This window comes from Streptomyces sp. MBT65 (genome assembly GCF_016612545.1).
In the GTDB taxonomy this organism is placed as follows: domain Bacteria; phylum Actinomycetota; class Actinomycetes; order Streptomycetales; family Streptomycetaceae; genus Streptomyces.
The window spans coordinates 1-22,589 of sequence record NZ_JAENRY010000127.1; the positions used below are offsets into that span (position 1 = coordinate 1).

Consider the following 22,589-nt stretch of genomic DNA (forward strand, 5'->3'; position numbering starts at 1 on the left):
TCCTGCCAGGACGACGACCGGGACCGCCGCTGACCTGAGACCGGCGTCCCGGTCGTCGTCCTGGCAGGATGGCCGCATGGAACGTGTGCTTGGAATCGGCGGACACTTCATGCGGGCGGCCGATCCGGCGGCCCTGAGCGCCTGGTACCGCGACAGCCTCGGCCTGGACACCGACGAGCACGGGCTGTGGCAACAGGAGGCCGGGCCGACGGTGTTCGCGGCCTTCCCCGCCGACACCGACTACTTCGGGTCCCGCACCCAGCAGACCATGCTCAACTTCCGGGTCCGCGACCTCGACGCGATGCTCGCGCAGTTGCGCGCCAAGGGCGCGGACGTGGACGCCGAGATGCAGGACATGGACGGCGTCGGCCGCTTCGGCTGGGTCACCGACCCGGAGGGCAATCGCATCGAACTGTGGCAGCCCGCCTGACCGGATCCACGGCAGGCGGGCCCCACACGGTCGGCGAGGTCAGCCGGAGACCTCCGAGCGGTCACCGCCCCAGAGGGTGTGGAAGGAACCGTCCCGGTCCACCCGCCGGTAGGTGTGCGCCCCGAAGAAGTCCCGCTGCCCCTGCGTGAGCGCCGCGGGCAGCCGCTCGGCGCGCAACGCGTCGTAGTACGCGAGGGCGGCCGAGAAGCCGGGCGTCGGGACGCCCTGGCGGGTCGCCGCGACGACGACTTCGCGCCAGTCGTCCTGCGCCGCCGCGATCTCCTGCGCGAACGTCTCGTCGGACAGCAGGCTCGGCAGGTCCGCGCGGGCGTCGTACGCGGCGCGGATGCGGTCGAGGAAAGCCGCGCGGATGATGCAACCGCCGCGCCAGATCGAGGAGATGGCGCCGAGGTCGACGTTCCAGTCGTACTCGTCGCTGCCCGCCGCGATCTCGTGGAAGCCCTGCGTGTACGACACGATCTTCGACGCGTACAGCGCCTGCTCGACCCGGTCCGCGAAGGCCCCCGCCTCGGACTCGCTCAGCGGCGAGGCCGTGGGTCCGGCCAGCCCCCGCGAGGCCTCCCGCAGCGCCGCGTGCCCGGAGATCGAGCGGGCGAAGACCGCCTCCGCGATGCCCGAGACCGGGACACCGAGGTCGAGGGCGATCTGCACCGTCCAGCGGCCGGTGCCCTTCTGCTCGGCCTGGTCGACGACCACGTCCACGAAGGGCTTGCCGGTGGCCGCGTCCACGTGGGACAGCACCTCGGCGGTGATCTCGATCAGGTACGAGTCCAGCCGGCCCGTGTTCCAGGTGCGGAAGATGTCCGCGATCTGCGCGGGGGAGTATCCGGCGACATCGCGCAGCAACTGGTAGGCCTCGCCGATCAGTTGCATGTCGGCGTACTCGATGCCGTTGTGCACCATCTTCACGAAGTGCCCGGCGCCGTCGGGACCCACATGGGTCACACAGGGCGCCCCGTCCTTCGCCTTCGCGGAGATCTTCTCCAGCATCGGACCGAGCGAGTCGTACGACTCCTTCGGGCCGCCCGGCATGATGCTCGGCCCGTGCAGCGCGCCCTCCTCGCCGCCCGCCGGAGACGCCCATGCCGACGAAGTGGATGCCCTGCTCGCGCAGGTCGTGCTCCCGGCGGCGGGTGTCCGCGAAGTGCGCGTTGCCACCGTCGATGATCATGTCGCCGGGTTCGAGGAGCGGGGCGAACTCCTGGATCACCGCGTCCGTCGGCTCACCGGCCTTCACCATGACGACCAGACGACGCGGCCGCTCCAGCGCCGCCACGAAGTCCTTGGCGGTCTCCGCCGCGATGAAGTCACCCTCGCTCCCGAACTCCGCCACCAGGTCACGCGTGCGGGACGCGGTCCGGTTGTGCACGGCGACCGTGTAGCCGTTGCGTGCGAAGTTGCGGGCGAGGTTGCGGCCCATGACCGCGAGGCCCGTGACGCCGATCTGCGCTGAAGTGCTCATTCGGTTGGCTCCTAAAGATCAGGCCTAAAGTTCAGGAAGGTCCTGACATCGGTGGTACCGGTCGTGCCCCGCCAGTATTGCCGCACTGACCATCCTGGCCCGCGGCCACCCCGACCGCACGTGCGCAGCGGAACCGGAGCGGGTAACCGGTCACTTGGGCCCCAGTGCGGCCGGTTGCGGTCTTGTCATGGCCTGTTCGGGGCGCTTACTTTTGGCCCTCCTGACGCATGTGGAGGGGGATTCCCCATGGCCGTACGCGGCCGGCACCGCCGGTATCAGCCGAGCAGGATCAACCGGGCCTCGCTGCTCACGGTCACGGCGGGCGGCGCGGGCATCGCGATTCCGCTCGTCGGAGCGGGCGCGGGCACCGCCCAGGCGGCCGATGTGAGCACCTGGAACAAGGTCGCCGCCTGTGAGTCCAGCGGCGACTGGAGCATCAACACCGGCAACGGGTTCTACGGCGGCCTGCAGTTCACCCAGTCCACCTGGGAGGCCTACGGCGGCACGGCGTACGCGCACCGCGCGGATCTCGCCACCCGGGACCAGCAGATCGCCGTAGCGGAGAAGGTGCTCAAGGGCCAGGGGCCCGGCGCCTGGCCGGTGTGCTCCGTGCGTGCCGGGCTCACCAGGGGCGGCGGCTCCCCCGACATCCACGTCGGCGGCACCAAGGCCACCGAACAGACCGAGGCGAAGACCAAGGCGGAGGACGCCAAGAAGCGGACCGTCGTCAAGCGGTCCGTGAAGGACGTCCAGCCGCAGACCACCCCGCAGTCCCGCGCGGGCACCGCCGAGATGTACACGGTGGTGCGCGGCGACACCCTCTCGCAGATCGCCGACACCGAGCGCGTCGACGGCGGCTGGCACGGGCTCTACGCCGCGAACCGCACGACCGTGGGCAGCGATCCCGACCTGATCCTGCCGGGGCAGCGGCTCAGTCTGCGGACCAAGGCCGACCCGACGGACCGCACCACGACGAAACCGGCCACCAAGTCGTCGACCACCAAGTCCCCGAAGAAGAAGGCCCCTTCGGAGACCACCGAGAAGGTCACCCACAAGACGACGACTCATTCCGTCGTCGCCCCGGTGAACGCCCCCATCGGCACCGCCTACCACGCGACGGGCTCCTCCTGGTCGAAGGGCTACCACACCGGCGTCGACTTCCTGGTCCCCACCGGCACCTCGGTGAAGGCCATCGAGACGGGGACCGTCGTCAGCGCCGGCTGGGCGGGGTCGTACGGCTACCAGGTGGTGATCCGGCACGCCGACGGGCGGTACTCGCAGTACGCGCACCTGTCCGCGATCTCGGTGCGGGACGGTCAGTCCGTCGGCGCCGGGCAGCGCATCGGGCGCTCGGGGTCCACCGGCAACACCACGGGCCCGCATCTGCACTTCGAGGTGCGAACGGGGCCCGGATTCGGTAGCGACATCGACCCGCTCGCCTATCTGCGGGCCGGCGGCGTCAGGATTTGACTCGGGTACGGCGCCGGTCGTGGACCGGCATCATCACGTACAGCCCGGCGTGGAACGGACCGAAGTAGCCGGCCGGTTCGATGGAGCCGGCCGGCTCCAGGGTCTCGTAACCCTCGTCGGCCCGGACCGCCGCCTGGGCCGGTACGAGGATCTCGTCGCCCGGCGCGTCCGCGGTGATGTCCGCGCCCGGCACGTCGGCGTTCGCGCTCACGCCGACGGGCTGTCCAGGGAGGGCGTCCAGCAACTCCTCGACGGGCGAGGGCACCACGGGGGGCGTGGTGGTGTCGGCCGGCACGCTCTCGCTGCCCAGCCGCTCGGTGGTCAGCAGGATCAGGCCACCCGCGGCGACCACCCCGGCGCTCAGGGCGAGCAGGGTGCCCGTCGTGCCGTAGCGGAAGGTCTCCCCGAACATCGTGATGCCGACCGCGGCCGCCACCACCGGGTTCACGACCGTGAGGACCGCCAGCGGAGCCGCCAGGCCCGCGCCTTGGTAGGACGCCTGCGAGAGCATCAGACCGGCCACGGCGAACACCGCGATCACGGCGAGGAACGGGATGTCGGTCGCGGATATCGCGCCGTTGTCCCAGTCGACCGTCACCGTCTTCGTGAACACCGAGGACATGCCGAACGCTATGCCGGACGCGGTCGCCAGCAGCACGCTGCGGACCGCCGGGTGCCGGTGTGCCGCGCGGCCCGCGATCATCAGGGTCACGACCACCGCGCCGGTGAACACGGCCACGGACACCCGCTGGGCGGTGCTCAGCGACTGGCCGTCGGACGTGCCGACCAGGGACAGCAGACCCGCGAGACCGATCGTCGCCATGATGGCGCCGCGCCAGGCGGTGGAGCCGGCCTTGCGGCCGACGAACAGGGCCGCCATCGGCAGCGCGAACACGATCGTCAGCGCGCCGAGCGGCTGCACCAGGCTGAGCGGGCCGTAGGCCAGCGCCACCACGTGCAGCAGACCGCCCGTGCCGTTCAACGCGACCGCCGCCCACCAGCTCGGGCGGCGCAGCGGCGCGTACTCCTGGTCGGGGGAGGACACCGCGACGCGCTCCTGGACGATCGCTCCGCCCGCGTAGGCCACGGCGGAGACGAGCGACAGCACGATGGACAACGCGAGGGCGCTCATCGGCAGCTCCTCTGCGTCAGGCGGGCACCTCTGGCACCACGCGGCGAACGGTCGGCTTTCATACAGAACACGATGCCGCTTGATGTTCTTCCCGTCGTCGTACCTGAGCACCGATTGGGTAGTACTGCCGATGGAGTACGAAAGGCCCTCTGTCCTCCCCAAGGTGGGTGACACCGGACGACACCCCCTGGGTGAAACCCCTAAGAGCCTTGGTACTACTGCTGTTCGTGGACCTCGACCCCGAACTCGCCGCGCTCCGCCCCCTCGGCGGCTTCTTCGTACTACGCACGGGCGCAGCCCCGCACGGCCCGCTGCCGACCCTCGCGCGGACCTACGAAAACCCGGCGTCGGATGTTTACGGAAATTCCCTGACTTTTCGTTTCCGTACCGTCGCGGAGCGTCTCCAGGCCCCTGAGCTGCGCATCGCCGCCTCGATCGCCCAGCAGGCGCTCGCGGCCCGACTGTGGTCGGTGGCGCTCGGCTGCGCCGCCCTGTACGGCCGGATCCCCGACCTCGACCCCCGGCTGCTGCACTGGGACGCAGAGAGCGGCGCACCGGACGACCTCTGGCTGGCCGAGGTGCGCCCGCTGCCCGGCGACGCGCCGGCCCTCGCGGACACCGTGCTCCACGCCCACCTCGAACCGCTGACCGCCGCCCTGGTCGCCCGCCACCGCATGGCCACCGGCCTCCTGTGGGGCAACGCGGCCTCCGCCCTGGCGGGCGCGGCCCGGGAGCTGAACCGCTGGGCACGCGCGCGTGGCCGTACGGACGTCGCCGCACGCGCGCGTGCCCTCACCGCGGAGCTCTTCGCCCACCCGCTCCTCACCGGCACCGGAACGTTCACCGGCACCGCCTTCCGGCGCCGCAGCTGCTGCCTCTACTATCGGGTCCCTGGTGGCGGGGTGTGCGGGGACTGCTGCTTCACACAACCGCCCGGCTCTTCCCCGAAAGCCGCTTCTGGGTGACCATGAGTGCAATCAGCCGCCGAGAACAAGGGGTTTCGGGTGCGAGTGGGACTGCTGACCCGGGAGTACCCGCCGGATGTGTACGGCGGCGCGGGCGTCCATGTGGAGTTCCTCGCCCGGGAGTTGAGGCCCCTGGTCGACCTGGACGTGCACTGCTGGGGCGAGGGCCGCACGGACGGCGTCGTACGCCACCGCTCCTGGCCCACCCTCGACGGCGCCAACGACGCCCTGCGCACCTTCTCCGTGGACCTCTCCATGGCCGCGGCCCTCGAAGGCCGTGAGCTCGTCCACTCCCACACCTGGTACGCCAACCTCGCCGGCCACTTCGCCAAGCTCCTGTACGGCGTCCCGCACATCATGACCGCCCACTCCCTGGAGCCGCTGCGCCCCTGGAAGGCCGAGCAGCTCGGCGGCGGGTACGCCCTCTCCAGCTGGGCCGAGCGCACCGCGATCGAGGCCGCGGACGCCGTGGTCGCCGTATCGGGAGCCATGCGCGAGGACATCCTCACCTGCTACCCGTCGCTGGACCCCGCCGCGGTGCGGGTCATCCACAACGGCATCGACACCACGCTCTACCGGCCCGACCACGGCACCGACGTCCTCACCCGGCTCGGCATCGACCCCGACCGCCCCTACGTCCTGTTCGTCGGCCGCATCACCCGCCAGAAGGGCGTGCCCCATCTGCTGCGCGCGGTGCGGGACATCGACCCGGACGTCCAGGTCGTACTGTGTGCGGGCGCGCCGGACACCCCCGAGATCGACCGGGAGTTCCGCGAGCTCTTCCAGGAGCTGAGCGGCGTCCGCGCGGGCGTGCACTGGATCCCGCAGATGCTGCCGCGCCCCGAGGTCATCCAGCTCCTCACGCACGCCACCGTCTTCGCCTGCCCCTCCGTGTACGAACCCCTGGGGATCGTCAACCTGGAGGCGATGGCCTGCGGCACGGCCGTGGTCGCCTCCCGTGTCGGCGGCATCCCGGAGGTGGTGGCGCACGGGCAGACGGGGCTCCTGGTGGACGTCGACGACGACTTCGAGGCGAACCTCGCGCTGGCCCTCGACTCCGTGCTCGCCGACCCGGAGACTGCGAAACGCATGGGCGAGGCCGGGCGGGAGCGCGCCGTGGGCGAGTTCGGCTGGGACGCCGTGGCGCTGCGCACCGCGCGGCTCTACGGGGAGATCCTCGAAAAGGCATAGTGTGCGCTGCTCAGGGGCAGGCTGGGGTCAACCAGGGTGAGGGGAGCGGCCATGCGTCGTGGCGGACCTTCGGTGCTCGGGATCGTACTGGCGGGCGGTGAGGGCAAGCGGCTGATGCCCTTGACCGCCGACCGGGCCAAACCCGCGGTCACCTTCGGCGGAACATACCGCCTCGTGGATTTCGTACTGTCCAATCTCGTCAACGCCGACATTCTGCGCATCTGCGTCCTCACGCAGTACAAGTCGCACTCGCTGGACCGCCACATCACCACCACCTGGCGCATGTCCAGCCTGCTCGGCAACTACGTCACACCCGTCCCGGCGCAGCAGCGCCTCGGCCCGCGCTGGTATCTCGGCAGCGCGGACGCGATCCTCCAGTCGCTGAACCTGATCTACGACGAGCGCCCCGAGTACGTCGCGGTGTTCGGCGCCGACCACGTGTACCGCATGGACCCGCGGCAGATGCTCGCCCAGCACATCGAGAGCGGCGCGGGCGTCACCGTCGCCGGTATCCGCGTCCCGCGCGTGGAGTCCTCGCAGTTCGGCGTGATCACCCCGGGCTCGGACGGCCAGACGGTGCAGCAGTTCCTGGAGAAGCCCGCCGATCCGCCGGGCCTGGTGGACGACCCGGAGTGCGTCTACGCCTCGATGGGCAACTACATCTTCACCACCAAGGCGTTGATAGAGGCCCTCCAGCGGGACGCCGAGGATCTCGGCTCGGTGCACGACATGGGCGGCTCGATCCTGCCCGCGCTCACCGACCGGGGCGAGGCCGCGCTGTACGACTTCAGCGCCAACCACGTCCCCGGCGAGACCACCCGCGACCAGGGCTACTGGCGGGACGTCGGCACGCTGGACGCGTACTACGACGCCCACATGGACCTCATCGCCGAGCGCCCCGCCTTCAACCTCTACAACCGCAACTGGCCGATCTACACCCACTCCGGCCAGCTCTCCCCGGCCCGCTTCAACGCCGGCGGCATGGCCAGCGAGTCGATCATCAGCTCCGGGTGCCTCATCCGCGGCCAGGTCACGCGCTCGGTGCTGTCCCCGGGCGTGGTCGTCGACCCGGGAGCCGTGGTCCAGGGCTCGATCCTGCACGACAACGTCCACATCGGGCGCGGTGCGGTGGTCCGGGGCGCCGTCCTGGACAAGAACGTCGAGGTACCGCCGGGCGCGACGATCGGGGTCAACCCGGAGCGCGACGCCGACCTGTACACGGTCTCCAAGGGTGGCGTCATCGCCCTCGGGAAGGGCCAACTGGTCACGTAACGCCTCGTATTGCCGATCCAGGGCCCCGGTGCTTTTCGGCCGCACCGGGGCTTTGCCGTGCCATGGGCCGATGCACACCCACGCTTGTCATGTCCCTGGACGGAAGGCGGAATCCGTGTTGTCATGCCAACTGCCGCCAATGACAACGTTGTTATGGAGGTTCCGTGCGCATCAGACGACTCAAGAACCGACTCGCGTTACTGCTCGCCCTGGCCCTCGGCATCGCCGGGCTCGCCGCCGTCCCCACCGCGAGCGCCACCGCGGCCGACGACCCCGTGGAGATCCACGGCCTGAAGGGCGAGTACTACACCCAGTCCGCCCCCGGCGCCTTCGACTTCGCCGACCTCAAGGCCACCGGCGTCGACCCGAACCTCGACTTCGACAACCTCGAACCCCGACTCGCCTTCGCCACCGGCCGCTCGGACGACGTGAGCGTCCGCTGGACCGGAAAGATCGTCCCGACCAAGTCCGGCCCCCACACCTTCTCGATCATCGGAGACAACGGCTTCCGCCTCTGGATCGACGGACGGCTCGTCATCGACCACTGGGTCGACGACTGGGACATCGAACAGACCGCCGCCCCCGTCGAGTTGACCGCCGGCACGGCCTACGACATCAAGGTCGAGTACTTCGAGCACTACGGCGGCTCCAACCTCCATCTGCGCTGGACCGAACCCGGCGGCACCAAGGTCCCCGTCCCGCAGTCGGCCTTCCGCCTCCCCGACGGCTACGACTACGACGGCGCCCTCGCCGCCACGGTCACCGGCACCGGCCGCACCCTGAAGCTCGACTTCGCCCAGCCCCTCGCCGCACCCCCGGCCGACCTGACCGACCACCTCGAAGCGGTGATCGGCGGCGCCAAGTGGCCCCTGGGGACAGCCGAGTTGGACCCGTCCGACCCGCGCACTCTGCTCATCCCCCTCACCGAACCCGTCGTCGGCAACAAGACGGGCACCGCACCCGGCACCGCCGACATCCGCTACGACGGCGAAGCCGGCCTCGCCACGGCCGATGGCAACGTTATCAACGCGTTCTGGAGCACCGGCCGGAACCACTCCACCTACGAACTGCGCACCCCCTGGGCCGACCAGGTGGGCCCGCACAACGCGCTCCCCGAGTACCCGCGCCCCCAGCTCACCCGCACCGACTGGCGCAACCTCAACGGCAGTTGGCAGTTCGCGGCAGCCACAGCGGGCGAGTCCCCGCCCGTCGGCCGGACGCTCGCCGAGCGCATCCTCGTCCCGTACCCCGTCGAGTCCCAACTCTCGGGCCTGGAACGCCACGGGGACCGCATGTGGTACCGCCGCACCTTCACCGTCCCCGCCGACTGGAAGATCGGCTCGGGCAAGCGCCTGATGCTCAACTTCGGGGCCGTCGACTGGCGGGCCGAGGTCTATGTCAACGGCACGAAGGTCACCGAACACCAGGGCGGCTACGACAAGTTCGGCGCCGACGTCACCGACGCCCTGAAGCCCGGCCGCGCCCAGGAGCTGATCGTCGGCGTCTACGACCCCACCGACGCGGCGAACGGCGAGAACCCCCCGATCGGCAAGCAACGCCTCGACCCGAGCGGCATCTGGTACACCCCGACCTCGGGCATCTGGCAGACGGTCTGGATGGAACCGGTCGCCCCCGACCACGTCGACTCCCTCAAGCTCACCCCTGACGTGGCCAAGAGCCAACTCACCCTGGAGGCAACGGGAGTCAGGGACGGCGTACCGATCACGGCGACGGCGTACGCCGGAAAGCGCGCGGTGGCCACCGCACACGGCCGCACCGGCGGCCCGCTGACCCTCACCATCAGGAATCCCCAACTCTGGTCGCCCGACAACCCGTTCCTCTACGACCTGAAGGTCACCGTCGGCAAGGACCGCGTCGGCAGCTACTTCGGGATGCGCTCGATCGCCGTCGAGAAGGTGAACGGCGTCCCGCGCACGGTCCTCAACGGCAAGCCGATCTTCATGATGGCCACCCTCGACCAGGGCTTCTGGCCCGACGGCCTCTACACCGCCCCGACCGACGAGGCACTCGCCCATGACCTCAAGGTCCACAAGGAGTTGGGCTTCAACGCGGTGCGCAAGCACATCAAGGTCGAGCCCGACCGCTGGTTCTACTGGGCCGACCGGCTGGGCCTCATGGTGTGGCAGGACATGCCCGCGATGACCGCAGGGGTGAACCCGTCCGCGGCCGCACGCGCCGAGTACGAGCGCGAGATGAAGCAGATGATCGACGAGCACATCAGCAGTCCGTCGATCGTCATGTGGGTGACGTTCAACGAGGGGTGGGGCCAGTACGACGAGGCCCGCATCGCCGACCAGGCCAAGGCCTGGGACCCGACGCGGCTCGTCAACAGCATGTCCGGCATCAACCTCGGCGTGGACGGCGGCACCGGCGACATCATCGACGAACACGGCTATCCCAGCCCCGCCCTGCCACCCCACCCGGACGGCCAACGCGCCCTGGTCAGCGGGGAGTACGGCGGTCTCGGGCTCGCGGTGCCGGGCCACGCCTGGTCGGTGCAGCAGTCGTACGTCGACGTAGACCCGGCCGCCTACACCGACGACTACCTCACCAAGCTCGCCGAGGTGCACGCCCTGACCTGTCAGGGGAGCAACGGCGCGGTCTACACCCAGATCTCCGACGTCGAGGGCGAGTTGAACGGCCTGATGACGTACGACCGACGGGTCCTCAAGCCCGACGCGCAGCGGGTGAAGGCCGCTCAGCAGGCACTGATCCACGACGCGTCACAGGCGACCCCCGCAGGGTGCCCCACCACCTGAACTCCCTTGGAGGACCCATGAGATGGACCCGGCGCCTGCGGTTGTGCATGGCGGGGGCGGTGGCAGCGTCAGCGCTGCTCGCCGCCCCCGCGGCAGCCTCCGCCCACCCTCACCTCACCGACCTGGTCAACCCGTTCATCGGCACCGAGAACGACGGCAACACCTATCCCGGCGCCGCCGTGCCCTTCGGCATGGTGCAGTTCTCGCCGGACACCGGCCACAACACCGGCTACGACTACTCGCAGAACCACATCCGCGGCTTCTCCCTCGTGCACCTCTCCGGCGTCGGCTGCGGGCTCGGCGGTGATCTGCCCGTACTGCCCACGACCGGCGAGGTGACGCAGACGGACTACGCCCAGTACGCGGCCGAGTTCAGCCACGACGACGAGCACGCGAGCCCCGGCTACTACCAAGTCGGCCTGAGAACAGGCATCGAGGCCGAACTCACGGCGACCGCGCGCACCGGCGTCCAGCGCTACACCTTCCCGGCCACCGACAGGGCCAACGTCCTGCTCAACGCGGCCCAGTCGCTGCACTCCGGCGTCTCCTCGAAGGTCGAGGTGCTCGACAACCGGACCGTGCGCACCAGCATCACCGGCCGCGGCTTCTGCCAGGACACCAAGCCCTACACCGTCTACACGATCACCCGCTTCGACCGGCCCTTCACCACGTACGGCACCTGGAACGGCTCGACGGTGACGGCCGGTTCGAGGAGCGGGAGCGGCGGCGCGTACGTCCGCTTCGACACGACCAAGGACCGTACCGTCGAGGCCGCTACCGCTCTCTCGTACGTCGATGCGCACGGCGCGACCGTCAACCTCCGTGCGGAGGGCGGGAGTTCGTTCGACGCGGTACGCCACCGGGCCCAACGGGCCTGGGAGGACCGGCTGAACGACGTACGGGCGCAGGGCGGTTCCGACAGTCTGCGCCGGACCTTCTACTCGTCCCTGTACCGGTCGTTCCTCGCGCCGAACATCGGCAGCGATGTCGACGGCCGCTACACGGGGTGGGATCAACAGATCCATCACGCGAAGGGCTTCACGTACTACCAGAACTGGTCCCTGTGGGACACCTACCGCACGCAGTCCCAGCTCCTCGCCCTCCTCGCGCCCCGCGAGGCCCGGGACATGGCGATCTCGGTGATCAAGATCGACGAGGAGAGCGGCTGGCTGCCCAAGTGGGGCTACGGCACGGTCGAGACGAACATCATGACCGGCGATCCGGTCACCCCGTTCCTGACCAACGCCTATCAGCAGGGGTTGCTGAAGGGGTACGAGGAGCGGGCCTACCGGGCGTTGAAGCAGAACGCCGACGGCGTGCCGCCCACCGAGTCGGCGGCGGTCGGGCGGGAGGCGAACAAGGAGTACCTCGCGAAGGGTTTCGCGCCGTACATCAAGGACCGTCCGCATGCGAAGCCCGGTGACTCCGACTACGACCACGGGGCCTCGGCCACCCTGGAGTACGCCCTCTCGGACGCGATGCTCGCGCAGATGGCCCGGGACCTCGGGCACGGCGCCGACGCCGCGCGCTATGCGGCCCGCGCCCAGAGCTACCGGAACGTCTTCGACCCGTCGACCGGCTTCTTCCGCGCCCGCGACGCCTCCGGCGCCTTCGTCGGTCCTGCCGACCCGGCGCAGAGCGAGGGCTTCCACGAGGGCACGTCCTGGCAGTACCAGTGGCTGGTGCCGCAGGACCTGCCCGGCATGGTCGACCTCATCGGCGGACAGCGGGCGGCCAACGCCCGGCTGGACTCCTTCTTCGCCTACGACCAGTTGCTGGCCGACCCGGCGAAGACCGCCCGCGAGGTGTGGGTCAACGGGCCGTACGACTACTACAACGCGGACAAGTACAACCCGCAGAACGAGCCCGACCTGATCGCCCCGTACACCTATCTGTCGACCGGACAGCCGTGGAAGACGACCGACGTCGTCCACGCCGCGCTGACCCTGTTCACGGACGGCCCGACCGGCATGACCGGCAACGACGACCTCGGCACCATGTCCGCCTGGAACGTGCTGTCGTCGATCGGGATCTTCCCGGTCCAGCCCGGCTACGACACCTGGGGTCTGTCCACGCCCGTCTTCGAGCGGGTCGACCTGACCCTGGACCGCCGCTACTACCCGCACGGCGCCCTGACCATCAAGGCGCCCGGCACCTCCGCCGGCGACCGCTACATCCAGGCGGCGGGGACGGACGGGACGTCGTACGACCGCACCTATCTGACGACCGGGCTGCTGAGGTCCGTGCGGTCGCTGGACTTCACGGTCGGCCCGCACCCGTCGGAGTGGGGTACGTCACCCCAGGCGGGACCACCGGCACTGAAGTGATCTCAGGCGCCTCCTGAGTCCCACCCCTCTCGGAGGGGTGGGATCGGGGCCGGATGTAATCTGCTGTTAACTGTGCGTAGCTTGATCGTACTTGACCGTAATCGCTTGTCGGCGCTTCACTGCTTGCTCACCCCTAGTCGACGCGAGGCAAGCCTTTGACTTCCGATCTGCTCGCTCCTCTCGACCTGGCGTTCTGGAACATCGAGTCCGACCGGAACCCGATGCACCTGGGCGCACTCGGCGTCTTCTCGGCCCACTCGCCGACCGCGGGAGCCCACGCCGCCGACCTCCTCGCCGCCCGTGCGGCCGCCGTCCCCGGGCTGCGGATGCGCATCCGGGACGTGTGGCAGCCGCTGTCCCTGTCCTTCGGGAGCGCCACCCGCGAGGAGGACCCCGACTTCGACCCGCTGCACCACGTCCGGCTGCACGCCCCGACCGCCGACTTCCAGGAGGTCGCGGGCCGGCTCATGGAACGCCCGCTGGAGCGCGGCCGGCCGCCGTGGGAGGCGCATGTGCTGCCCGGCGAGGACGGTGTCTCCTTCGCCGTGCTGTTCAAGTTCCACCACGCCCTGGCCGACGGACTGCGGGCGCTGACCCTCGCCGCCGCCATCCTCGACCCGATGGACATGCCCGAGCGGCGACCCCGTCCCGAGGAGCCCGCGCGCGGTCTCCTGCCCGATGTGCGCAAGCTGCCCGGGCTGCTGCGCGGTGCCCTGTCCGACGTCGGCCGGGCCCTCGACATCGGGGCGTCCGTCGCCCGCTCCACCCTCGACGTGCGTTCGTCGGCGGCGCTGACCTCCGAGCCCTCGGGCACCCGCCGTACCGCCGGAGTCGTCATCGACCTCGACGACGTGCACCGGATCCGCAAGACCGTCGGCGGGACCGTCAACGACGTGCTCATCGCCGTCGTCGCGGGCGCCCTGCGCCGCTGGCTCGACGAACGCGGCGACGGCAGCGAGGGCGTCGCGCCGCGCGCCCTGATCCCCGTCTCCAAGCGCCGCCCGCGCGGCGCGCAGCCACAGGGCAACCGGCTCTCCGGCTACCTGATACGGCTGCCCGTCGACGATCCCGACCCGCTCGGGCGGCTCGACTCGGTGCGCGCGGACATGGACCGCAACAAGGACGCCGGTCCCAACCGGGGCGCGGGCGCCGTCGCCCTGCTCGCCGACCACGTGCCGGCCCTTGGCCACCGACTCGGCGGACCGTTCGCCGCACAGGCCGCCCGGCTCTGGTTCGACATCCTCGTCACCAGCGTCCCGCTGCCCGGCATCGGCCTCAAGCTCGGCGGCAACCCGGTCACCGCGGTCTTCCCGTACGCCCCCCTGGCCGCCGGCCAGTCCCTCGCGGTCGCCGTCTCCACCTTCCGCGGACACGTCCACTACGGGCTCGTCGCGGACGCGGCGGCCGTACCGGACCTCGATCTGTTCGCCCGTGCGCTGACCGAGGAGGTGGAGACGCTCATCACCGCCTGTGGGTCGTGACGCGGCACGAGTTTGGTGCTGCGGCCCGGCGCTCCGTAAAATTCCCTGTTCGACGGCCGCGCGATCGGAGCGCCGCCGCGGATCACCCAAGGAAACGGCAGCGCGATGACGGTGACAGAGAACGGCTCCACGACCCCGGACGAGGTCGTGTACGGGCCCGGCATCGACCCCGAGCGGCTGGCCGTCTGCCTCAGCGTGCTCGACGAACTGGAGAAGATCGACGTCGACCACCCCGACGCGATCACCGTGCGCCGGGCCACCGCGGGCATCTACCGCAGCGTCAAGCAGCGCCGCCGCCAGGAGCGCCGGGCCGCGAAGACCGCGCACGACAAGGCCGTCACCGAGTCCACCGCGACCGGTTCCGCCCAGCGCATCGACGACGAGACCGAGGGCCTCCTCCCGTCGTCGGTGACGGAGGAGGGCCGGATCGCCGGGATCCTGCAACGCCCGCGCTCCTGCTACACCTGCAAGACCCGCTACGTGGAAGTCGACTACTTCTACCACCAGCTCTGTCCCGACTGCGCCCGCCTGAACCGAGAGAAGCGCGACGTCCACGCCGACCTCACCGGCAAGCGCGCCCTGCTCACCGGCGGCCGCGCCAAGATCGGCATGTACATCGCGCTGCGGCTGCTGCGCGACGGCGCCCACACCACGATCACCACGCGCTTCCCCAAGGACGCCATCCGCCGCTTCAAGGCCATGGACGACTCCGCGGACTGGATCCACCGTCTCGACGTCGTCGGCATCGACCTGCGCGACCCGGCCCAGGCCGTCGCCCTCGCCGACCAGGTCGCCGAGGCGGGCCCCCTCGACATCCTCATCAACAACGCGACGCAGACCGTACGGCGGCTGCCCTCCGCCTACGCCGCGCTCGTCGACGGCGAGAGCGCCCCGCTGCCCGCCGGTGAGCTGCCCGCCCACCATGTCATCGGCGCGTTCGGCTCCGGCGCGGTCGACGGCCTGGCCGCGCTGCCCGTCGGGATCAGCGGGCTCGACGCCCAGCAGGTCGCCGATCTCGCCCTGGTCGCGGGCAACGCCAGCGTCGCCCGGCACCTCGACGGCACCGCCATCGACGCCGGCGGTCTGGTCCCCGACGTGGTCGACACCAACACCTGGGTGCAGACCATCGAGCAGATCTCCCCGGTGGAGCTGCTGGAGACCCAACTCTGCAACTACACCGCTCCGTTCATCCTGATCAGCAAGCTCCGCCCGGCCATGGCCGCCGCCGCCGAGGCAGCCACCAGCGGACGCGCGTACATCGTCAACGTCTCCGCGATGGAGGGCGTCTTCGGCCGCGGCTACAAGGGCGCCGGACACCCGAACACCAACGCGGCCAAGGCCGCCATGAACATGGTGACCCGCACCAGCGGCCAGGAGATGTTCCAGACCGACGGCATCCTCATGACCTCCGTCGACACCGGCTGGATCACCGACGAACGCCCCCACTACGACAAGCTCCGCCTCGCCGAGGAGGGCTTCCACGCACCGCTCGACCTGGTCGACGGCGCGGCCCGGGTCTACGATCCGATTGTGTGCGGCGAACAGGGCGAGGACCTGTACGGCGTCTTCCTCAAGGACTACGCGCCCGGCAAGTGGTGACCCGCCACTCCGGACCCGAGTCCCGGTGACCGCCGGATCCCGGCCCTGGTGAGGACCGCGCGAGGAGTTCCCATGACCAGTGCGCACGGCATCGATCCGAGGGCCTTCAAGGACCCGCGCAACCACTACCCGACCGACGACGAGTTCTACGGCAGCGACCGCCCGGCCCACCCCGTCCTGCCGGAGGACCGCCCACGCGGCGGCGGGCCCACGACCGCGGTGAAGCACCGCGGGACCTGGGCCACGGTCGCGCTCGTCACCGGGATCGTCCTGCTGATCCTCGTCGGGATCGCCCTGTTCCCGTGACCCGGTGATCTTGTGCGGGAGCCGCTACGGCCGGGGCGGCATCCCGTCGAGGGGCCGCTGAGGACGGGGCGGCGCGGCTGACCTCAGCCGGTCGTGGACGGCGTACCCGCCCGACGTGTACGCCGCCCGCACCCGGGTCCCGCCGTCCACCAGCAGTTCCGCCCCGGTGATCCACTCGGCCTGGTCGGAGGCCAGCCACAGCACGGCCCGTGCGATGTCGGCCGGTTCCCCGATCCGGCCGAGCGGCAGCCCGTCGGCGAGCTCCGCCTCGCCCGGCTCCCACACGAACCGCGCCATCTCGGTGCGGACGAGCCCGGGGGAGACCGAGTTGACCCGCACCCCCGGCGCGAGTTCGCCCGCGAGCTGTTGCGTGAGGTGCAGCAGCGCCGCCTTGCTGGTCGAGTAAGCCCCCACGTTCGGCCCGACATGCCCGGCGCCCTCCGTGCACACGTTCACCACCGCGCCGCCGTGCTCCCGCATCCACGCCCGCCACGCGCACTGCACCAGCCGCAGCGGCGCCTCCACGTTCACCGCGAACGCCGCCCGCCAGGCGTCCGGATCGGCCTCCATGAGCGGGCCGTACGGCTGGTTCGTCGCCGCGTTGTTGACGACCACGTCGATCCGGCCGAACGCGCGCAGCGCGAACTCCGCCAACGCCCGCGGGTGTTCGGGGTCGCCGACATCCCCGGCCAGTCCGACCCCGCCCAACTCCTCCGCGACGCGCGCGACTTCACCGGCGTCCCGCGCGCTCACGCACACCAGCGCCCCGGCCCCGGCGAACGCCTCGGCGACCGCGCGACCGATCCCGCGCGTGCCCCCGGTGACCAGGACGGCCCGGTCCCGCAGACCGTACGACGACGACGTCATCGCTGTACCGTCTCATGACGGACCGTCAGTCGACAGCCCCCAGGCGGGAGTTGGGCAGTGGGGAGTTCCGGGCGGCGACGATGCCCAGGACCGTGCGCCAGTCCTCCAGGACCCCGGCATCAAGGTCGACGACCTTGGCCGCGTCGTCGGCCTGGCGGAGGGTGATCGCGTCGTCGGCGAGCGGATCGCGCTCGAAGGCGGCGGCCTCGGCGCGGGACATCGGGCCGCCCTGGGCGCGCAGGGTCAGCGTGCTCTGCGCGGACAGATCGTGGTCCGGTGCGGCGGTGGCCAGGTAGCGCTTGGCGGGCACGTGCAGCCGGACGAGCCGGGCGACCCGCTCACCCAGCAGTGCGTGGACGGCGTCCGCCGCGTGGTCCGCGTGGCCGGCGTCGTCGCCGGGTTGCAGCAGATGCCCGATGTCGTGGACCAGGCCGGCGATCTGAAGTTCCTTGTCGGCGGGGCGACTTCGGCGCAGCAGCGCGGCCGTCTGCAGCGCGTGCTCGTGCAGATCGACCGGGTCGCCGCTTCTGTCGGGGGTGTCCCAGGCGCCCCGACAGGCGTACAGCAGATCCATCAGCTCCTCGACGCTGCGCAACTCCATGCGTCAGTCCTCCCGCGAGACAGCCCGTGCGGAACCCCAGGGGATCATGGCGAGCTTGCGACTCAGCCAACAGGACCTGAACTGCGCGACGCCTTGAGTGACGTAGGTCATGTTCTCGACCGTGTGTGCGCGGATGTAGGCCATGCGGGTGGGCGTCAAACCGCGCATGATGTGACAAACCGGTTCAGGTCATGGCCGAAGAACACGGGGAGACTTGCAATAGTTACCCCATGTAACGTGCAATCTTCGTGCTGTTGGCGCTCTGACCAGGCCATCTGGCCTGATTGGGGGTGGTCCGTGGTTGTGGGGGCGTCACGCGTCTGCCTGGGAGTTCCTGGAAGTTCCTGGGGGAGTGTGCACGGGTTGTGCACTGGATCCGGTGGCTGGGCGGTGGGCTTGATGAGTGCCGCCGACGAGCTGCGGGCAAGGGCGGGTGCCAGGCGTGGGTTTGATCTCGACGCGTGGATCCGTCCGCTGTGCGCGCTGGTGGTGGCGGGGGTGGCCGCGTACGCGTCCTCCGTGCACCAGCGGGAGTTCGCCCGCCAAGGGGGAGCGGATGCGGTCAGTGCGTCGTTGTGGCCGCTGTCTGTTGACGGGTTGCCGCTGTTGGCGACGGTGGGGTTGCTGAAGCCCTCGGGTCTGCGGACGCGTCGAGCGCGGGGTGCTGTATGGACGGCGTTTCTGTTGGGGATCGCGGTCTCGTTGGCCGCGAACGTCGCGGCGGCGTCGGCTTTGGAGTGGAAGCCGGTGCTTGTCGCGGCGTGGCCTCCGGTTGCTCTGCTTCTGTCGGTCGAGCTTCTGGTGCACAGACCGGATCGTGGGATGGCCGATCCATTCGAGGGCGATGCTCTGGTGGAGGGTGACGGTCCGCAGGGCGATGACCCTTTGCTGGCGCGGGCGTTGGTGCTCGATGCCCGGCACCGGAATCTGCGGCAGCGGCCCATTTCTGCTGAGACCTTGCGGAAGGAGCTGCGTGTCGGCGCGGTGCGGTCGCGGCAGTTGACTGCTCTTGTTCGGAAGCGTCGAGGTGGTATCGGGGGCGCCGATGGATCTCGCGATTTGGCGGATGCATCTGGATGAGGGCATAGAAACCCGTGTGAGGGGCCCGAGAGTGTTCTCGGTGAGCCGGTCGGAGATTTGTGGTCGATCAGCTGGGCACGCGTTGGGCGAAGCTTGTCTGTGAGCTGGTGGTGGGGAAAGGCGTGCGAGGTGTGCGTCGCCACTCTTGGCCTCTCATTAGTCGATTCTTAGCCCACTGGTAGTACGGCGAATTGAGTTCCGGTCTCTCCGGATGACGAGACGGTCATCTTTGGATTTAGTTGGCTCAGCTAAGAGTCATCAGTAGGTTCTTGGTCTGCTGGTGGCGCAGGGGTCGTACGCAGCTTGACCAGTGGGAATGGTCGGCACCGCGCCGATCGATGGAGGGCCGGACCCGGTATGGTCCGGATCTTGGGCAGGGGGCGATCAGGACTGCGCGCACACCACCTGGTCAGGTGGGGTACGCGAGTTGGATTGTGTGGGACGGCGCTGAGAGGTCGCGAGGCCAATGATCCTTGCGCCGAGAGGTGCCCCCGGGCGCTTCTTGCCGTTCATGCCATTGCAGCAGGAGATCGATCCGGTCAGCGAGACCTGGAGACAGAAGACACGGCGCCGTAGCCTCCGGAATGCGGGCCCAAGTTTTCGGCGTACAACGGCCGTTGGCATGTGAAGGTTCCGTGCTCCTCAACCACTGCCGGTGGGATTCTGGCTCCATTTGGCGTGGTTCCGGGGGGATGAAGGCTGAGGGCAGCGATCGTGGTCGTGCACGGCATTGGGAAGCAGTACCTGGGCGCGCACTCGCTTCACGGCGGTATCGCACCTGCACCCCACGCAAGGTGGAACATGTCCACGCGCTCCTGTCTCCAGCACAGCTCCGGAGGAGCAGGGCTGGTCGGGGATGAACTGATCCGAGCCGCCGCTCCGCCTGGAAACGTGGCAGAACAGCAACTCCAGGCTGACGGGAGCCTCGCGGCGATGCCAGTTACTCACGTCGACGGCGAACACGATCCGCCCGCAAGCAGCCTGCGCTGACGGCTCGGTTCCGGCCGGCCGTGATTGACCGCGTCGTACATCGCCCCGTGCCCACGGCCGTTTTGGGCTGTCAGTTTCAAATCGACCAGCCAGGTGACCGGACCGCCTGAGCAGCACCGCGTCGGTGAGCTGGAAGAGCGCATCCAAACGGCTCTAGAGGCTTTCGTCGAGCTCAACCCGAAAGCGGTACAACACACTCAACGGCTCGACGGAGGGGCCGTCAGCTGAGGCGGCTGTAATAGTCGTTGTCAATGCTGTGCCTGTGTGGGGGTCCCGTCGGGGTCCAGTCCGTACGGCCACCACTTGTCGATGCGGAAACTGTCCGTCATTCCTGCCTTCTCGCAGATCCACGCCAGTCTTTTCACCGCAAAGGTGTTGCCAGCGTCGGCGAGCTGGCGGGCGAGGGCTTTGGCTGCCTCCCGATCCCTCGCCAGTTCGCGCAACCTGGCCAGGTTCAGCCGGTCAGCCAGGTCGCCGGTGCCGGGGGCTGGAGGGTAGAGGGATTTGGCGGCTTCGCGGTCCTCGGTCCATCTCCGCAGCGCAGCCAAATTCAGCACGTCCCTGAGGTCGCTGGTGCCGGGATGAGAATAGAGGGATTCGGCAACCGGCTGATTCTGGGTCCATTGCCTTGATACACCCCATTTCAGCACGGCAATGGTGTGGCCGGAGTCGGCGAGCTGCTGGATCAGGGCTTCGGCTCCCTCCCGGTTCCCCGCGCTGTCCCGCATGATGGCCAGGTTCAGGAGGGCGCTGGGATCGCCGGCATCGGACGCCTGCCGGGCCAGCGATTCGGCTTCCGTGTGATCGCCCGCCTCTTCCCGCATATCGGCCAAGGACGCCAACGCCTTTGTACTGCCGACTTCGGCGGCACGTTGGTAGAGCTGGTCGGCCATGTGCAGGCGGTAACGGTCCTGGGCCGCTTTGGCCACCTTGTTGAGGTCATCGGGGTCGGCGAGGTGTGTGTGAGCGGCGAGCCAGAAGGACGTGGGCGGACACAGCCATCGGCGGGTGGTACGGGCGTACTGCTCAAGGTAGTCGGCGAGCCGAAGCGCCGGTGTTGTCGCGGGTTTGGGCGAGGTGGCTGATGTTGGTCCTGGCGGGCGGATCGCGGGACGCCCGGTGGCGGGGCGCATGGGTGCCTGCTTGCCGTGGACTGGGTGGGCGAGTTCGGCGATTGCCACCTCGGACCAGTCGTCGGTGAGATCGTCGCAGTCAGGACCGGCGAGGTAGTCGCTCGCTGCGTCGGTGAGGAAGGTCTGCGGTAGGTGGAGCGCGACGCCGAGGCGGCGCGCATCCATCGCTGCTTCCAGCAGCGCCCTGGCAGGCGGCGTGCCGCGTTCGTAACGGCGCAGCAGTTCTGGAGCTCCGGCCAGGTCCTGCGTCACCCGCCCATGGGTGCTTGCTCTCGTGAGAGCGTCGGCCAGCAGTCGGTCACCTTCCTTGCTCTGAGCGAATGCGGAGCGCAGTGCCTCCGTGTCGAACCGCTCTGGAACGGAGAGCGTGCGGCCGGCCAGGAGTTCACGTGCCCGGCTGTGGGGGTCTGGTCGGCCGGGCTGCGGCAGAGCGGAGTACTGGCGGTCGTACTCGGGCCACAATGTGCCCAGAGCCAGGACGGGGGCTCGTCCAGGATCGGTGAGCAGGGCGTGCACCGACGCGGCGATCCGCTCGCCCAACTGGCTGTCACCAAGATAGTGCTGAGCCTCATTCAGCCACAGCACTGTGTGCGGGCGGACGCGTTCGATGTCTTCGAGTGCGGCTTCGGCGCGGGTTGGGTCGAAGGGATGCCACAGCCGCCACCCTTCACTGGCAAGCGGCTGGACGGCTTCCCAGCAGGCTCGGGTTTTGCCCGTTGAGGAGGAGCCGACCAAGACCAGCATCCGGCTTCGGCCGGCCTTGGCGTCCTGGACTGCTTGTGCCAGGACGAGGTCGTGTGCCCGACGTACATAACCCGGCAGCAGGCGCGGCGCACCGCCGACACCGTGTCCGCCGACAGCGGGGCCGGCAGGATGGACTTCCAGGTCATGGGGCTCCCACTGGCCTATGGGCTTGCCCGGTTCGGACTCGCCCTCACGGACCGGGGCGCTCTCGTCGGCCGCCGCGGTGCGGCGCAGTTCCAGCAGTTCGTCGGGTGGCATGCCCAGCTTGCGGGCGAGTACCGCCACTGTCCTGGCGGACGGCACAGGACCGTCCAGTTGGAACGCCTCCGACACCGTCGTACGGCCCAACGCCGCACGACGGGCGAGCTGCGTCTTGTCCAGGCCCGAGGCTGCTAGCCCATCGCTCAGCCGCTGGCGCAGCTCGGTGAGAGCCGCGGTGTGCTTGTTCTGGTTGTGTTGGCTCCGCTCTCCCAACAGGTGCTCCCCCCGTTTCGGGCTGCGTCCAGCAGAGTTCATCATCGCCCGGACGAACCCCGGCGCACACCGGCAGCGCGAGCTTCGGCCAAGTCAACGTCCCATCGCCCACAGGGAGTTTGTCGTGCCAAAGGTCGCCCTCGTACTGAGCATCGCCACGCTCGTCATAGTCGTCGCGGCGCTGGCCGCCGCAGGCGCGGCCACACTCGCCCGCCTGGACGATGCCGGCTACCCCACCGCTCTCAGAGGGCGGTAAGTAACGTG

Annotated in this window: 17 protein-coding genes and 1 pseudogene; 12 read left to right on the top strand and 6 right to left on the bottom strand. The window is 69.8% G+C overall.

Translation table 11 applies throughout. The annotated features are described in order from the left end of the window. Positions 1 to 76 precede the first annotated feature (76 nt). The gene (locus tag JHN63_RS27010) at positions 77 to 430 is read left to right on the top strand and encodes a VOC family protein (protein ID WP_200685325.1); all 354 of its coding nucleotides are present in this window, start codon (positions 77 to 79) and stop codon (positions 428 to 430) included. A gap of 39 nt (positions 431 to 469) precedes the next feature. Here JHN63_RS27010 and gndA read toward each other — a convergent pair. After that, positions 470 to 1,913, bottom strand: a pseudogene (gndA, locus tag JHN63_RS27015) (NADP-dependent phosphogluconate dehydrogenase). Between the two features lie 246 nt (positions 1,914 to 2,159). Here gndA and JHN63_RS27020 point away from each other — a divergent pair. Then, complete coding sequence (locus JHN63_RS27020) at positions 2,160 to 3,383, top strand: transglycosylase family protein (RefSeq protein ID WP_200685327.1); 1,224 nt, start codon at positions 2,160 to 2,162, stop codon at positions 3,381 to 3,383. On the opposite strand, the gene JHN63_RS27025 is transcribed toward JHN63_RS27020, so the two are convergent. Continuing rightward, positions 3,373 to 4,515 (bottom strand): DMT family transporter, encoded by a 1,143-nt coding sequence (locus JHN63_RS27025; RefSeq protein ID WP_200685329.1) that lies wholly within the window; start codon positions 4,513 to 4,515, stop codon positions 3,373 to 3,375. The genes JHN63_RS27020 and JHN63_RS27025 overlap by 11 nt on opposite strands. A gap of 209 nt (positions 4,516 to 4,724) precedes the next feature. Here JHN63_RS27025 and JHN63_RS27030 point away from each other — a divergent pair, with 209 nt between their 5' ends. The 8 genes from JHN63_RS27030 to JHN63_RS27065 all read left to right on the top strand — a co-directional run bounded on the left by JHN63_RS27030 (position 4,725) and on the right by JHN63_RS27065 (position 16,436). Next, positions 4,725 to 5,480, top strand: coding sequence for a (2Fe-2S)-binding protein (locus JHN63_RS27030; RefSeq protein WP_200685355.1), 756 nt, complete (start codon positions 4,725 to 4,727; stop codon positions 5,478 to 5,480). A 39-nt stretch (positions 5,481 to 5,519) separates the two neighbouring features. Then, positions 5,520 to 6,671: a glycogen synthase gene (glgA, locus tag JHN63_RS27035; RefSeq protein ID WP_200685331.1), complete on the top strand. Its 1,152-nt coding sequence runs from the start codon at positions 5,520 to 5,522 to the stop codon at positions 6,669 to 6,671. 51 nt (positions 6,672 to 6,722) lie between these two features. Beyond that, entirely contained in the window at positions 6,723 to 7,943 is a 1,221-nt protein-coding gene (gene glgC / locus JHN63_RS27040; RefSeq protein ID WP_200685333.1) for a glucose-1-phosphate adenylyltransferase, read from the top strand. A 164-nt stretch (positions 7,944 to 8,107) separates the two neighbouring features. Then, positions 8,108 to 10,723 carry a PA14 domain-containing protein gene (locus JHN63_RS27045; protein ID WP_200685335.1) on the top strand — a complete coding sequence of 872 codons (2,616 nt, stop codon included), beginning with the start codon at positions 8,108 to 8,110 and terminating at the stop codon, positions 10,721 to 10,723. Between the two features lie 17 nt (positions 10,724 to 10,740). Continuing rightward, positions 10,741 to 13,050 (top strand): GH92 family glycosyl hydrolase, encoded by a 2,310-nt coding sequence (locus JHN63_RS27050; protein ID WP_200685337.1) that lies wholly within the window; start codon positions 10,741 to 10,743, stop codon positions 13,048 to 13,050. A 155-nt stretch (positions 13,051 to 13,205) separates the two neighbouring features. After that, on the top strand, positions 13,206 to 14,531 hold the full coding sequence (locus JHN63_RS27055; RefSeq protein ID WP_200685339.1) for a wax ester/triacylglycerol synthase family O-acyltransferase: 1,326 nt from the start codon (positions 13,206 to 13,208) through the stop codon (positions 14,529 to 14,531). Positions 14,532 to 14,636: 105 nt separating this feature from the next. Beyond that, positions 14,637 to 16,130, top strand: a complete 1,494-nt coding sequence (locus JHN63_RS27060) for an SDR family NAD(P)-dependent oxidoreductase (protein WP_200685341.1) — start codon at positions 14,637 to 14,639, stop codon at positions 16,128 to 16,130. Positions 16,131 to 16,202: 72 nt separating this feature from the next. Next, positions 16,203 to 16,436, top strand: coding sequence for a hypothetical protein (locus JHN63_RS27065; protein WP_200685343.1), 234 nt, complete (start codon positions 16,203 to 16,205; stop codon positions 16,434 to 16,436). 24 nt (positions 16,437 to 16,460) lie between these two features. On the opposite strand, the gene JHN63_RS27070 is transcribed toward JHN63_RS27065, so the two are convergent. From JHN63_RS27070 to JHN63_RS27080, 3 genes are read right to left on the bottom strand one after another with little or no spacing between them, the layout of a single operon-like run. After that, positions 16,461 to 17,303: an SDR family oxidoreductase gene (locus tag JHN63_RS27070; RefSeq protein ID WP_200685345.1), complete on the bottom strand. Its 843-nt coding sequence runs from the start codon at positions 17,301 to 17,303 to the stop codon at positions 16,461 to 16,463. Positions 17,304 to 17,328: 25 nt separating this feature from the next. After that, positions 17,329 to 17,904, bottom strand: a complete 576-nt coding sequence (locus JHN63_RS27075) for an HD domain-containing protein (RefSeq protein WP_200685347.1) — start codon at positions 17,902 to 17,904, stop codon at positions 17,329 to 17,331. Positions 17,905 to 17,907: 3 nt separating this feature from the next. Beyond that, a complete protein-coding gene (locus JHN63_RS27080) occupies positions 17,908 to 18,063 on the bottom strand; it encodes a hypothetical protein (RefSeq protein WP_200685349.1) in 156 nt (51 codons plus the stop codon). 240 nt (positions 18,064 to 18,303) lie between these two features. On the opposite strand from JHN63_RS27080, the gene JHN63_RS27085 reads away from it, so the two are divergent. Next, positions 18,304 to 18,984, top strand: coding sequence for a DUF2637 domain-containing protein (locus JHN63_RS27085; protein WP_200685351.1), 681 nt, complete (start codon positions 18,304 to 18,306; stop codon positions 18,982 to 18,984). Between the two features lie 1,238 nt (positions 18,985 to 20,222). Here the strand turns inward: JHN63_RS27085 and JHN63_RS27090 are convergent. Then, positions 20,223 to 22,325 (bottom strand): helix-turn-helix transcriptional regulator, encoded by a 2,103-nt coding sequence (locus tag JHN63_RS27090; protein ID WP_200685353.1) that lies wholly within the window; start codon positions 22,323 to 22,325, stop codon positions 20,223 to 20,225. Between the two features lie 124 nt (positions 22,326 to 22,449). Between JHN63_RS27090 and JHN63_RS54015 the strand changes: the two genes are divergently transcribed. Then, entirely contained in the window at positions 22,450 to 22,581 is a 132-nt protein-coding gene (locus JHN63_RS54015; RefSeq protein ID WP_267953810.1) for a hypothetical protein, read from the top strand. The last annotated feature ends 8 nt before the right edge of the window (positions 22,582 to 22,589 follow it).

Excerpts from the sequence above, each read along its gene's own strand:
- JHN63_RS27010 (WP_200685325.1), top strand. The coding sequence starts at position 77 with ATGGAACGTGTGCTTGGAATCGGCGGACACTTCATGCGGGCGGCCGAT.
- JHN63_RS27020 (WP_200685327.1), top strand. The coding sequence starts at position 2,160 with ATGGCCGTACGCGGCCGGCACCGCCGGTATCAGCCGAGCAGGATCAAC.
- JHN63_RS27025 (WP_200685329.1), bottom strand. The coding sequence starts at position 4,515 with ATGAGCGCCCTCGCGTTGTCCATCGTGCTGTCGCTCGTCTCCGCCGTG.
- glgC (WP_200685333.1), top strand. The coding sequence starts at position 6,723 with ATGCGTCGTGGCGGACCTTCGGTGCTCGGGATCGTACTGGCGGGCGGT.
- JHN63_RS27050 (WP_200685337.1), top strand. The coding sequence starts at position 10,741 with ATGAGATGGACCCGGCGCCTGCGGTTGTGCATGGCGGGGGCGGTGGCA.
- JHN63_RS27060 (WP_200685341.1), top strand. The coding sequence starts at position 14,637 with ATGACGGTGACAGAGAACGGCTCCACGACCCCGGACGAGGTCGTGTAC.
- JHN63_RS27065 (WP_200685343.1), top strand. The coding sequence starts at position 16,203 with ATGACCAGTGCGCACGGCATCGATCCGAGGGCCTTCAAGGACCCGCGC.
- JHN63_RS27070 (WP_200685345.1), bottom strand. The coding sequence starts at position 17,303 with ATGACGTCGTCGTCGTACGGTCTGCGGGACCGGGCCGTCCTGGTCACC.
- JHN63_RS27075 (WP_200685347.1), bottom strand. The coding sequence starts at position 17,904 with ATGGAGTTGCGCAGCGTCGAGGAGCTGATGGATCTGCTGTACGCCTGT.
- JHN63_RS27085 (WP_200685351.1), top strand. The coding sequence starts at position 18,304 with ATGAGTGCCGCCGACGAGCTGCGGGCAAGGGCGGGTGCCAGGCGTGGG.